At 72.3% G+C, this 12541-nt stretch carries 10 protein-coding genes; 4 read left to right on the forward strand and 6 right to left on the reverse strand.

Annotated features, from left to right (window positions below; translation table 11 throughout):
- The first annotated feature begins 261 nt into the window (after window positions 1–261).
- The 3 genes from H4W31_RS11475 to groL all read left to right on the forward strand — a co-directional run bounded on the left by H4W31_RS11475 (window position 262) and on the right by groL (window position 3901).
- Window positions 262–465, forward strand: coding sequence for a cold-shock protein (locus tag H4W31_RS11475; protein ID WP_173040429.1), 204 nt, complete (start codon window positions 262–264; stop codon window positions 463–465).
- Between the two features lie 425 nt (window positions 466–890).
- The gene (locus tag H4W31_RS11480) at window positions 891–1949 is read left to right on the forward strand and encodes a hypothetical protein (protein ID WP_192766646.1); all 1059 of its coding nucleotides are present in this window, start codon (window positions 891–893) and stop codon (window positions 1947–1949) included.
- Between the two features lie 329 nt (window positions 1950–2278).
- On the forward strand, window positions 2279–3901 hold the full coding sequence (gene groL, locus H4W31_RS11485; RefSeq protein WP_192766647.1) for a chaperonin GroEL: 1623 nt from the start codon (window positions 2279–2281) through the stop codon (window positions 3899–3901).
- A gap of 53 nt (window positions 3902–3954) precedes the next feature.
- Here groL and H4W31_RS11490 read toward each other — a convergent pair whose 3' ends face one another.
- The 5 genes from H4W31_RS11490 to H4W31_RS11510 form a co-directional block, all read right to left on the reverse strand.
- On the reverse strand, window positions 3955–4200 hold the full coding sequence (locus H4W31_RS11490; protein ID WP_225945486.1) for a hypothetical protein: 246 nt from the start codon (window positions 4198–4200) through the stop codon (window positions 3955–3957).
- Between the two features lie 70 nt (window positions 4201–4270).
- Window positions 4271–5272, reverse strand: a complete 1002-nt coding sequence (locus tag H4W31_RS11495) for a GNAT family N-acetyltransferase (protein WP_192766648.1) — start codon at window positions 5270–5272, stop codon at window positions 4271–4273.
- A gap of 54 nt (window positions 5273–5326) precedes the next feature.
- Window positions 5327–8026 (reverse strand): S8 family serine peptidase, encoded by a 2700-nt coding sequence (locus tag H4W31_RS11500; protein ID WP_192766649.1) that lies wholly within the window; start codon window positions 8024–8026, stop codon window positions 5327–5329.
- A 53-nt stretch (window positions 8027–8079) separates the two neighbouring features.
- Window positions 8080–8433 (reverse strand): winged helix-turn-helix domain-containing protein, encoded by a 354-nt coding sequence (locus tag H4W31_RS11505; RefSeq protein WP_192766650.1) that lies wholly within the window; start codon window positions 8431–8433, stop codon window positions 8080–8082.
- A complete protein-coding gene (locus H4W31_RS11510) occupies window positions 8426–8926 on the reverse strand; it encodes a hypothetical protein (RefSeq protein ID WP_192766651.1) in 501 nt (166 codons plus the stop codon). Before H4W31_RS11510 ends, H4W31_RS11505 begins: the two co-directional genes overlap by 8 nt.
- Before the next feature lie 178 nt (window positions 8927–9104).
- On the opposite strand from H4W31_RS11510, the gene H4W31_RS11515 reads away from it, so the two are divergent.
- Complete coding sequence (locus H4W31_RS11515; protein WP_318783135.1) at window positions 9105–10934, forward strand: glycerol-3-phosphate dehydrogenase/oxidase; 1830 nt, start codon at window positions 9105–9107, stop codon at window positions 10932–10934.
- A gap of 85 nt (window positions 10935–11019) precedes the next feature.
- On the opposite strand, the gene H4W31_RS11520 is transcribed toward H4W31_RS11515, so the two are convergent.
- Window positions 11020–12414 (reverse strand): FAD-binding oxidoreductase, encoded by a 1395-nt coding sequence (locus tag H4W31_RS11520; RefSeq protein WP_192766653.1) that lies wholly within the window; start codon window positions 12412–12414, stop codon window positions 11020–11022.
- Between the last annotated feature and the right edge of the window lie 127 nt (window positions 12415–12541).

Genomic DNA, 12541 nt, shown 5'->3' on the forward strand with positions numbered 1-12541 from the left:
GATCGGCGTCTGCCGGGTCGGGTAACGATGGCCGCCAATGGGAGCCGGTGCGGAATCGGGCGCCCGGTTGTCGGCCTCATGACCGTTTTAGCCTAGTGCGCTGCCGCCCGGCCTTGGTGTACCGTGCGGGTTCGGCCGCTTGATTCGTTCGATCCCTCAATTGCGTGACACCGTGGCGAAAACGGGTCGGCGGCCCCGGCAGGCGTACGTCGACGCCGGGGCTCTGTCAGCTCCGGCGCGACCGGAGTAAGGAAGTGCACCGTGGCGCAGGGCACCGTGAAGTGGTTCAACAGCGAAAAGGGCTACGGCTTCATCGCGGTCGATGGTGGACAGGACGTCTTCGTCCACTTCTCCGCGATCGAGATGGACGGCTACAAGGCGCTTGACGACGGTCAGCGCGTCGAGTTCGAGATCGCTCAGGGTCAGAAGGGCCCGCAGGCGGAAAAGGTTCGCCTGATCGCCTGATCGTCGGCGTTCCACCGGCCCGATGCGGGCTTGGAGTTCGTACTCCCGCTCGACCGGGTCCCTCTCCTGATGTGCCGGGAGTTCAGCCCTTGACCGATCGGCGGCTGTCCTCGTCGTCTCATCGGGCTGCAAGATCGGGATCTGCCCCCTTTCCCGCTCCTGCCTGAGGAGAGTTCGTGGTCGAACCGCCGCCAGTTGGCCAGCCCGATTCTGATGCCGGTTCAGGGGCCCGCCCCGGCGAGCAACCGGAACCGGCCGAGCCGAATCGTCCGGTCTGGGCCGGTCAACCGCCCGAGCCAGGTCAACCGGCCCAGTCCGGTAAGCCGCCCGAGCCCGCTAACCCGCCGGAGCCGGGTCAATCGGCCCAGTCCGGTAGCCCGCCCGGGCCGGATCAATCGAGCCAGCCGGGCCGCCCAGTTCCGCGGGTGCATCCGGGATACCCGGGCCAGCCGGGATACCCGGGCCAGGCCGTTGATCCCGGCCAGCAAACCTATCCAGATCTGCCGGTCTACCCGGGGCAACTCGTCTATCCGGGTCAGCCGGGCTATCCGGGTCAGCCCGGGTACCCCGGCTATCCCGGCCCGGTGCCGGGGGCCGGTCCCGGGTACTGGCCTGCGCCGGGTTACCCGGATCCGCGCGACCCGCTCGTTCCGCCGCCCGGCGCGGGGATCGGCGCGTGGTGGGAGCGGTGCTGGTCGGTGGCCCGGCGAGGTTGGCGACCGCTGTCGTTGATCCTGCTGATCACCCAGGTGCTGCCGCTGGTGGTCGTAACCCTGGCGATGGTGCCCTTCCAGCCGGATCCGACGCTCCTCGAGCCCACCGTCGGGTCGACCGGCGAGCCGGCGCCGGGAGCCGTCGGAGAGTTCCTGGGAACGTTTCTCGTCTTCATGGTGGTCGTACTCGCGGTCGTGCTCGTCGCCGGCCTGGTGCAGAGCATGGGCTGGGCGGCCGCCGTGTGGGTGATCGTCCGGCAGGCCTCCGGCGAGCCCGCTCCCCTCGGCCCCGCCTTCCGGTACGGCCTGCGCCGGGCGTTGGGGCTCTGGGGCTGGTACCTGCTCAGCAGCTTGATCATCACGGCCGGCGTCTGCGCCTGCCTCGTACCCGCTCTCTACCTCGGCCTGGCCGTGAGCCTCGCCGGTCCGATCTACCTGTTCGAGCGGCGCAATCCGGTCGGGCGCTCGTTCCAGATGGTCCACGCCCGGTTCGTGATGGTCCTCGGTCGGGTCGCGATCGTGGTGGGCGTGCTGCTCGGCGGGAGCCTGGTGGTGGCTGTGCTACAGAATCTCGGGATGCTCGCCGTGGGGATCGGGCCGACGGAGGTGGTGGGCCTCTCCGTCGGGTACGTGGTGATCACCGTGGTCGGTGCCGTGCTGAGCCTGCCGGTCCAACTCGCACAGGTCATCGGGATCCTGCTCACGTACACCGAGCAGCGGGGTCAGGAGGCGCCGGTGAACACCGCGCGACTGGCCGCCGAACTCTCCTGACGGTCCCCGAGCGGCTTGCACTCGGCAGGGGAGAGTGCTAAACAAGTGATTGGCACTCGCGCGCCGCGAGTGCCAAAGGTCGGGGCGGTTAGGGCCACGGTCGCGGGTCTGGGAGACAGACCGGCGGCAGTCGGCCGGTCGTCGCGGGCTGTCCGGCCCGGCCGGCGGACGTCACTGTCGCACAACGCGACGGAGTCGATCAGGCGCCCTCGGGCGCCCGACGACCCCGCCGCCAGTGCCGTAGTGACGTCCGAAGGTGCGTAATCAGGCGGCAGGTTCGGGGTCGGCAAGGCCCCGGCGGCCGTGAGTGTCCAGGAGGACAACGCCGTATGGCCAAGATGATCGCGTTCGACGAGGAGGCGCGCCGTGGCCTCGAGCGGGGCATGAACACCCTCGCCGACGCCGTAAAGGTGACGCTGGGCCCGAAGGGCCGCAACGTCGTGCTCGAGAAGAAGTGGGGCGCTCCCACCATCACCAACGATGGTGTGAGCATCGCCAAGGAGATCGAGCTCGAGGACCCGTACGAGAAGATCGGCGCTGAGCTGGTCAAGGAGGTCGCGAAGAAGACCGACGACGTGGCCGGCGACGGCACGACGACGGCGACCGTCCTGGCCCAGGCGCTGGTCCGCGAAGGCCTGCGCAACGTCGCGGCCGGCGCGAACCCGATGGCCCTGAAGCGGGGCATCGAGGCCGCGGTCACGAGCGTCTCGGAGGAGCTGAGCAAGCTCGCCAAGGACGTCGAGACCAAGGAGCAGATCGCCTCCACCGCCTCCATCTCCGCCGGTGACAACACCGTCGGCGAGATCATCGCCGAGGCGATGGACAAGGTCGGCAAGGAAGGCGTCATCACCGTCGAGGAGAGCAACACCTTCGGGCTCGAGCTGGAGCTGACCGAGGGTATGCGCTTCGACAAGGGTTACATCTCGGGGTACTTCATGACCGACCCCGACCGGATGGAGGCCGTCCTCGACGACCCCTACATCCTGATCGTCAACAGCAAGATCTCGACGGTCAAGGACCTGCTGCCGATCCTCGAGAAGGTCATGCAGTCGGGCAAGCCGCTGGTCATCATCGCCGAGGACGTCGAGGGCGAGGCCCTGGCGACCCTGGTCGTGAACAAGGTCCGGGGCACCTTCAAGTCCGTCGCCGTCAAGGCGCCGGGCTTCGGTGACCGCCGCAAGGCCATGCTGGGCGACATCGCCATCCTCACCGGTGGCCAGCCGATCAGCGAAGAGGTCGGCCTCAAGCTCGACGCCGCCGGCCTCGACCTGCTGGGCCGTGCCCGCAAGGTCGTGGTGACCAAGGACGAGACCACCATCGTCGACGGTTCCGGCGACGCCGACCAGATCAACGGTCGGGTCAACCAGATCCGCGCCGAGATCGAGAAGAGCGACTCCGACTACGACCGCGAGAAGCTGCAGGAGCGCCTGGCCAAGCTGGCCGGCGGCGTTGCGGTGATCAAGGTCGGCGCGGCCACCGAGGTCGAGCTGAAGGAGCGCAAGCACCGGATCGAGGACGCGGTGCGTAACGCGAAGGCCGCCGTCGAGGAGGGCATTGTCCCCGGTGGTGGTGTCGCGCTGGTTCAGGCTGGCAAGACCGCCTTCGACAAGCTGGACCTCGCCGGTGACGAGGCTACCGGCGCGCAGATCGTCAAGATCGCGCTGGACGCCCCGCTGCGGCAGATCGCCGTCAACGCCGGCCTCGAGGGTGGCGTCGTGGTCGAGAAGGTCCGCAACCTGGAGGCCGGCCACGGCCTCAACGCGGCCAACGGTGAGTACGTCGACCTGCTCAAGGCCGGCATCATCGACCCGGCCAAGGTGACCCGTTCGGCGCTGCAGAACGCGGCGTCGATCGCGGCCCTGTTCCTGACCACCGAAGCTGTGGTGGCGGACAAGCCGGAGAAGAACCCGGCCCCGGCGGCTGCGCCGGGCGGCGGGGACATGGACTTCTGAGTCCAGTCTTCACGTCTGGAAGGGGCGGGCCGCGCGAGCGGTCCGCCCCTTTCTCATGTCGTCATGCGTCGCTGGTTGCGCCGCTTTTCGGCCCGGCTGAACGGTTCTCGGATCTGTACCGGGGCGTCTACCAACTCGATGGGCTCGTCGAGGGACACGTCCTTGATTTCGTCCATTTCAGCCCGCTGGGCGGCATCACCGTAGTCGAGCCGGGACACCGGTGCCGGTGGTGGCAGATCTCCGAGCGGTGCCGAAGTGATCGAGTGGAGATCGTCAACTGGTTCGTCGTCCTTCGCCATGACTGCCTCCTTCTCCCCAAACGGTAGGAGGCTTCCGGCCAATGGCACGGGAAAATGGCGCTGTTTCGATTCAAACCGCCGACAGGTGACCGGAGCTGCTTTCGATACCGGACTGGAGCTGTTTGCGGTAGAGGAAGAACACCCGCTCGATCCAGGCACCCGCACCTCGGGCGTAGAACGGGATCGGGCCGACCCAGCCGATCTGCGCGCGCCGGTGTCCCGCCGCCCGCTGGTCGCGCAGGCAGCGGCGGAGCAGCACGCTCCCGATCCCCAGGCCCTGGGCGCTCGGCGCGGTGCCCATCGGCCCGAACCAGCTCGGCCGGGACGAGCCGTACGCGGCGAAGCCGAGCAGTTCCACCGGCCCACCGCCAGCGGGCGTACGGAGGGCGAGGTGGCAGCCGGCGCCCTCGCGGTCGATCGAGTGCAGCAGCTCGGCGTCCCAACTGCCGCCGAAGGTGGTCCGGGCGAACTCGATCAGCGCCGGAGCGTCGTCCGGGACCGCCCGGCGTACCGTCACGCCCTGGTCGGCCAGTCGTCGTTCGGCGGCGTCGGTGGACCGCAGCGCGGGAGAGGACTCGGCGGACAGGTCGGCGGTCATGTTCCAGGCGGTACCCTCCGGCTCGTAACCGAGCGCCAGCGCCGCGCAGATCGCCGGGGTGTACCGGACGTCGATGCCGGGCCACACGTAGTGCGGGGCGTTGCCGGCGAGCCGTACCTGGGTGGCGCCGAGACCGGCGAGCGCGTTCTCGACCCGCAGCAGCAGCCCGCGCCCGAGGCCCCGGCGCCGCTGGTCCGGATGAACCGCCAGGAGGTCGAGGTGGCCGACGGTGGGATCCCGGTACGCCAGCGAGCCGAGCGCCACTCCGGCCGGTACGCCGGCGCGGAGCGCGACGAACCCGACGGTACGGCGCCGGGACGTCGACCCGGGCGGGGGAGTGTCGTCCCGCAACCGGTCCACGATGGCCACCGCCTCGGCGGCGTCGTCGGGCAGGTCCAACGCCTCCCGGCACAACTGCACCACGGCGGGTAGCTGGTCGTCGGTCAGCTCGACGATCGAGAACTCGGCATGCACGAGCGCCGACCCTAGGTCATCTTCCGGCCGATGGCGAGACGGGGAGCCCGCCGATCAGCCGCGTACCGCCTGCTGGGCGGCCCGCACCGCGGCGTACGCGTCGACCAGGCCGGCCCCGGTGATGTTGCGTTCGGACCCGCACCGGTCGGCGTCGTTCCCGGATCGGAAGGTCGGCTCGGCCGGCGTCGCGCTCTCCCGCAGGATCCGGCGGGTGGTCTCCAGGTCGCCGACGAGCGCGGGGTTCGCCGACCACATCAACGCCACCACGCCGGCCAGGTGCGGGGTCGCCATCGAGGTGCCGCTCTGCCTGCCGTACCCGCCGCCGGGCAGGGCCGACAGCACGGCGACGCCGGGCGCGACCACGTCCGGCTTGCCGGCCCCACCGGCCGCCGGACCACGGCTGGAGAAGTCGGCGACCCGGCGCTGCCGGTCCACCGCCCCCACGGTGAACACCTCCGGGTACGGCGCGGGCGCGGTGTCGATCGATCCGCAGAACGGGCCGGTGTTACCGGCGGCGGCGACGAAGAAGACACCGGCGGCGGCGAAGGCGTCGGCGGCCGGCCGCAGGGTGTCCCGGGCGCAGCCCTCGATCTCCGGGCAGCCCCACGAGTTGGTCAGCACCTGCGGCGCCCGCTCCGGCCGTCCGGCCCGGAACGGGTCGGCACCGGGCGGGAACGGCGCGAGCATGAACTGTAGGCAGTCCAGGTAGTGCGCGGGGTTGCCCAGGTTCCGGTCGAGGTTCACGCAGCCGACCCAGCGGGCACCCGGGGCCACGCCGACGTTCCGGCCGCCGACGGCGGTGGCCAGGGTGTGCGTGCCGTGGCCGCCCTGGTCGACGGGGGAGCGGGAGCCGTTCCACGGGTCGAACCAGGAGTCGTCACCGCCCCGGAATCCGGCGGAGAGCGCGGGATGGCTGCCGTCCACACCGGAGTCCGAGCCACCCACGACGACTCCCGAGCCGTCCACCCCGAGCTGGGACCAGACCCGGTCGGCGCCGATCAGGCTCAGGTTCCATCCCGGTACGGCCGGCGCCGGGTCGGTCCCCCGGGCCGGGGAGCCGGCGGCGGGCAGTGCCCGTAACCGCTGGCTGACCCGTACCTGGGCCACGTCGTCACGCCCGGCCAGCCAGGCGCGTACGGCCGTACCGCCGTCCACCTCCAGCGCGTTGACCAGGTAGTACGGCGTGTAGTTCAGCCTGAGCCGGTCCAGGTCCCGGCGCAGTCCGGCCTGGGACCGCTCGGCGGTGGCGACGAGCCGGCCGTACACCTCGCGGGCTCGGGACTCCCGGCCGGCGGAACCGGTACCGGCGCCGGTCATCCCGGTCAGGTCCGCCTGCTCCCGCAGCACCACGAACAGCCGCTCGCCCTGCCAGCCGGGTGAGCCGAGGCCGACGTACACCCCGGCGGAGGCGAGCAGCAGGCCGGCGGCGACCGCCCCGGCCACCAGCCGGCGGGGGACGGGTGCGCCGACCCGGCCGAAGCCGAAGCCGTACCCGAGGCCGAGCAGCACCGCGACGGCCAGCGAGCCGGTGGCGGCGACCGCGACCCAGAACGGCACGTCCCGGGTGGTGGTGAGCAGGATCGTGATCTCCTCCGGATCCACCAGGATCAGCGGCCCGGCGGCGGCGATCCCGACCAGCCAGCCGACTGCGGCGGTCCCGCCGAACCACGGTCCTGCGGCCAGTTCGGCCGCCGGCCTGGCGCTGCGGAGCACGGGTCGGGAACCGGGCCGCAGGGCGGCGATCGCGAAGCCGGCCGGGGGGAGTACGAGCAGCGCGGCGAGCTGTACGCCCGGTTGGCCGATCCCACCCGCCAGGAGAGCCAGGGTCACCCCGGCGACCAGACCGCCGACCAGGACCAGACGGGCCCCGCCGACCGGTCGGTCCGGCGCCTGTCCCGCCGGCCCGGCCCCGCCCGGCCGCTCGTAGCCGGCCCAGAACGATCCGTCCAGAATGGTGGCGGCCAGCCAGCCGACAGCCGCCGCCGCGAGCAGTCCGAACGCCGTCTCCAGCAGCCCACCCAGCGCGCCCACCCAGAGCCAGGGCAACAGCAGGGCGAGCCCGCCGGCCACGGCCAGGGCGATGGTGGCCGGCTCGGTACGGGCCTGCGCCGCCCGGGGGTCACGGCGCCGGACTCGGGCGGCACGCCACCGGATCAGTACGGCGGCCAGCGCGGCTGACGCCGCCAGGGCGGCCAGGTACACCTCGGGCAGCGGCAGCGGAATCGCCCGGAGCAGACCGAACGCGCCGAGCACGATCGCGCCGAGCAGCCAGGCCCGCCCGGCGGCCCGTACCCCGGGGGATCGGGGCAGGACGGCGAGCAGTGCGGCGGGCACCCCGACCAGCAGCGTGCTCACCACTGCGGTGGCCGGCCAGGTCCAGGCCGGCTGGTCGAGCCCGGAAACGAGCAGGACCTGTTCGACGAGCCAGACGATGGTCTGCGTGCCGACCGTCACCAGCACGGCCCAGACTCCGACGAACGCGGCGGCGACCACCGGCCAGGGGCCGCTCGGCGGCGCCGGTCGCGGCGGCCATGGCGGCCACGGCGGCCCCGCCGGCGGCGGGGTCGGGTAGGCGGGGCCGACCGACGGTGGCACCTTTTCCGGACCGGCCGGTGCCGGCAGCGGTTGCGCCAGCCCGGGTGGCGGCGGTGGTGGCGGTTGCGCCAGCCCGGGTGGCGGCGGTGGTGGCGGTTGCGCCGGGCCGGGTGGCGGCACGGACGGCTCGTCGGGTGGCGGCGGCGGACCATCCTGCATGCCCCGAACAGTACGACGCCGGTCGGCGAACCGTGGACCCTCCGCTTCGCGGATCAGGCGTCGGCCTCGGGTTCGTCGACGGGAGCGTTGCGCAGCCGTGCCACCAGTTGCTCCAGCGCGGTGACCTCCGCGCGCAGGGCGGCCCGGCCCTGCCGGGTCAGCCGGAGCCAGGTGCAGGGACGGCGGCCCTCGTAGCCCTTGATCACCTGTAACAGCTCGGCCTGCTCCAGGATCCGCAGGTGTCGGTTGAGGTTGCCGTCGGTCAGCCCGAGTTCGTCCCGCAACGTGCCGAACTTGCACTCCCGGGTCTCGCTCAGCACGGTGAGGATGCCGAGTCGGACCCGCTGGTGGACGGTGTCGTCGAGGGCCAGCGCCGGATGTGTCGGCACCGGCTTCGGGTCAGGCACGACGGAGCCGCCGGGCCCGCGTACCGCGCACCACGGCGAAGACCACGAGCGGCAGCGCCATCAGCCCAAGATAGTGACCGGGCCGGAGTGCGAGCTGGCCGCCGTACGTGCTCGCACCGCCGGTGAGGAGTCCGGCGACCCAGCCCGGGATGTGACCCAGTAGGAAGCTGCCGCAGAGCCAGGTCGTGAGCAGGGTGATCCAGAGCCCGGCGGCGGCCAGGCTCGGGCTGCGTTCGGCCCAGGCGAGCGCGAGAACGGCGGCAGCCACCGGCAGTAGCGGGGTGAGCAGCCCCTGCCACGACCACGCGGAGAAGTCGGCGGTCATGGCGTCGGACGCGATTTCCGTCTTCGGTACGGCGGCGACGACGGCGAGCAGCAGCAGTACGCCGAGTCCGGTGCCGGCGAAGAGCGGCCAGGCCACCCGTACGCCCAGTTGGCGTGCTCGCCAGGCGTACCAGGCGGCGGTGGCGGCGAACAGCAGCGGACTCTGCATTGCAAAGCTTATGGGTACCTGTCAAGGAAGCGCGACCCCCTGGACGGCCCGGCCGGCTCCGGGAACGCCCCTGTCAGGAAGTCGCCAATGCCAAGAGATGGCTGGTGCCCCGGGGGCCCCGATCGAAGCCGGAGCCCGCCGGCCGCACCGGAACCAGCGGTACAGCTACCGTGGACGGGTGCGTGACCCCAGCGTTTCCCGGAACACCGCCAGCCGGCTCTCGCCGTCCCGCCGCACCGCCGACCTGCGTCGGCTGCGCGGCGAACGGTTCGACGTGCTCGTCATCGGGGGTGGCGTGACCGGCGCCGGCGCCGCCCTCGACGCGGCCTCCCGTGGCCTCAAGGTGGCTCTCGTCGAGGCTCGCGACTACGCGTCCGGCACCTCCAGCCGGTCCAGCAAGCTGATCCACGGCGGTCTGCGCTACCTGGAGCAGTTGGAGTTCGGCCTGGTCCACGAGGCGTTGACCGAGCGTGGCCTGCTGGCCACCCGACTCGCGCCCCACCTGGTCCGCCCGGTACCGATCCTGGTCCCGCTGCCGCCCGGCGGCGGACCCACCGGGCTACCCGGCCGGGCCTGGCGACGGTCCTACTACGGCGCCGGAGTCGCCGCCTACGACGCCTTCGCCGGGGTCTTCGGCGGCGGGCGCGGCATGCCGCTGCACCGCCACCTCAGCCGGGAGGGCGCCCGCCGGATGTTCCCGAGCCTGCGCGCCGACGCGATCGCCGGAGCCATCCGCTACTACGACGGCCAGGTCGACGACGCCCGCCTGGTGGTCACCCTCGCCCGCACGGCGGCCAGCCTGGGCGCGGCGATGGTGACCAGCGCCCGGGTCGTCGGACTGACCCGGCAGGCCCGCGAGGTGACCGGGGTACGGGTCCGGGACATGGAGGCGCCGCCCGGGTCACCGGACGCCGAGTTCGAGGTACGGGCCCGCACCGTCATCGCCGCCACCGGCGTGTGGAGCGACGACATGGCGGAGCTGCTCGGCGACGTCGGAGTACGCCGGGGACTGCGGGTACGCGCCTCCAAGGGCGTGCACGTGGTGGTGCCCCGTTCGGCGATCACCGGCGAGGCCGGGCTGATCCTGCGTACGCCCAGTTCGGTGCTGTTCGTGATTCCCTGGGGCGGGCACTGGATCATCGGCACCACCGACACCGACTGGCGGCTCGACCGGGCCCACCCGGCGGCCTCGGCCCGGGACATCGACTACCTGCTCGACCAGGTCAACACCGTACTGGACCGGCCGCTGAGCACCGAGGACATCGAGGGTGTCTACGCCGGGCTGCGCCCGCTGCTCTCCGGCGAGGCCGACTCGACCTCGAAGCTGTCCCGGGAACACGCGGTCTACGAGCCGATGCTCGGACTGCTGCTGGTGGCCGGTGGCAAGTACACCACCTACCGGGTGATGGCCGCCGACGTGGTCGACCGGGCGGCTCGGCGGCTCGGCGGGGTACGCCAGTCGCGTACCGCCGACCTGCCACTGCTCGGCGCGGACGGGTACGGCGCGCTGTGGCGGGACCGGGCCGACCTGGCCCGCCGGCACGGGATCCAGGCCGGCGTGGTCGAACACCTGCTGGAGCGGTACGGCAACCTCACCAACCACCTGCTCGGGATGGTCGACGCCGACCCGCTGCTCGGATCGCCGCTGGCCGGGGCACCGGAGTACCTGGCCGCCGAGGTGGCGTACGCGGCCCGGGCCGAGGGCGCGCTGCACCTCGACGACGTGCTGACCCGGCGTACCCGGATCTCCTTCGAAACCCCGCACCGGGGGGTGGAATCGGCGGGACACGCGGCCGAGATCATGGGCCGGGTGCTCGGCTGGGACGCCACGGTACGGGCCCGCGAGGTCGAGCACTACCTGGCCCGGGTGGAGGCGGAACGGCAGTCACAGCGGATGCCCGACGACGCCACCGCCGACGCGGCCCGGGTCGGTGCCCCCGACGTACGCGGCTTCGCCGCCGACCGGAGTGCCGAGGCCGGGATGGGCGGGGTGGAACTGCCCGGCTGACCCGGCTCGGCGACGCCGCTGTCCGGGCCGCTCGCCGGGCCGCCTGGGTCGGTCGCCGGGCCGCCGGGCCGGGCGGTTGGACCGGTCAGAGGACCTTGCCGGGGTTGAGCAGGCCGATCGGGTCGAGCGCCTCCTTGATCGCCCGGTGCACCCGCACGCCGACCGGCCCGATCTCCCGGGCCAGCCAGTCCCGCTTCAGCAGCCCCACGCCGTGCTCGCCGGTGCAGGTGCCGCCGAGGGAGAGGCCGAGTTCCATGATCGCGTCGAAGGCCAGTCGCCCACGTTCCAGACTGGCCGGATCGGCCCGGTCGACCACGATGTTCGGGTGCATGTTGCCGTCCCCGGCGTGCCCGACCACGCCGATCGGGATGTCGTACTCGTCGGCGATCCGGGCCACGCCGTCGAGCAGCGCGGCGAGTGCGGTCCGGGGTACGGCCACGTCGTCGATGATCAGCCCACCGTTGCCACCCGGGTAGGTCTCGGCGGCGAACCGTTCCATCGCCGGATGGGCCAGCCGGCGGGCCTGGAGCAGCGCGGCGGCCTCCGCCGCGTCGGTGGCGGCGAAGACCTCGTCGGCACCGCTCGCCGTACAGACCTCGGCCACTCTCGCCAGGTCGGCGGCGGCCCGGGGACCGGTGTCGGCGGCGGCCAGCAGCAGCGCACCGGCATCGGTACGCAGCCCCATCGGCCGGTACGCCTCGATCGCGCCGAGATGGGTCCGGTCCAGCAACTCCAGCAGGCTCGGGCTGAGCCCCTGTGCGGAGATCCCGGCCACCGCCTGCCCGGCAGCGGTGGTGGACGGGAAGACCGCCACCAGGGTCAACGACTCCTCGGCGGCCGGGCGCAACGACACGGTCACCTCGGTGATCACGCCGAGAGTGCCCTCCGAGCCGACGAACAGCCGGGTCAGGTCGTACCCGGCGACCCCCTTCGCGGTACGCCGTCCGGTACGCAGCACCTCGCCGGTGGCGAGTACCACCTCCAGGCCGATCACGTACTCGGTGGTGACGCCGTACTTCACGCAGCACATCCCGCCCGCGTTGGTCGCCACGTTGCCGCCGATGGTGGACGACTCCCAGGAGCCGGGATCGGGCGGGTACCGCAGGCCGTGCTTGGCGACCTCGGCGGCGAGGGCGGCGTTGACCACGCCCGGCTGGACCACCGCGATCCGGTTGACCGGATCCACCTCCAGGATCTCGTCCATCGCCACCGTGGAGAGCAGCACGGCGCCGTCGACCGCGTTGGCGGCCCCGGCCAGCCCGGTCCGGGCGCCCTGCGGAACCACCGGGACACCGTGGGTGGCCGCGGTCCGGAGTACGGCGACCACCTCGGCGGTGTCGCGCGGCCGTACCACCACCGCGGGCATCCCGGCGGCGCAGAGGTCCGCCTCGTCGCGCTGGTGGCCGCGGAGCAGGTCGGGGTCGGTCAGCACGGCAGACTCGCCGAGCACGGCCCGCAGGTCGTCGAGAAGATCCGGCATGGTTGGCAGGCTATCCGCCGGACGAGTACGTCGACCACGGCGCCTCAGGCGTTAGGAAGGGCCCCTTCTTATACAAAAAGCGATAAGAAGGGGCCCTTCCTTCGTCGGGTTCGGGAGGTTCGGAAGA

This window comes from Plantactinospora soyae (genome assembly GCF_014874095.1).
Classification (GTDB): Bacteria; Actinomycetota; Actinomycetes; order Mycobacteriales; family Micromonosporaceae; genus Plantactinospora; species Plantactinospora soyae.

Excerpts from the sequence above, each read along its gene's own strand:
- groL (WP_192766647.1), top strand. The coding sequence starts at position 2,279 with ATGGCCAAGATGATCGCGTTCGACGAGGAGGCGCGCCGTGGCCTCGAG.
- H4W31_RS11490 (WP_225945486.1), bottom strand. The coding sequence starts at position 4,200 with ATGGCGAAGGACGACGAACCAGTTGACGATCTCCACTCGATCACTTCG.
- H4W31_RS11500 (WP_192766649.1), bottom strand. The coding sequence starts at position 8,026 with ATGCAGGATGGTCCGCCGCCGCCACCCGACGAGCCGTCCGTGCCGCCA.
- H4W31_RS11510 (WP_192766651.1), bottom strand. The coding sequence starts at position 8,926 with ATGCAGAGTCCGCTGCTGTTCGCCGCCACCGCCGCCTGGTACGCCTGG.
- H4W31_RS11520 (WP_192766653.1), bottom strand. The coding sequence starts at position 12,414 with ATGCCGGATCTTCTCGACGACCTGCGGGCCGTGCTCGGCGAGTCTGCC.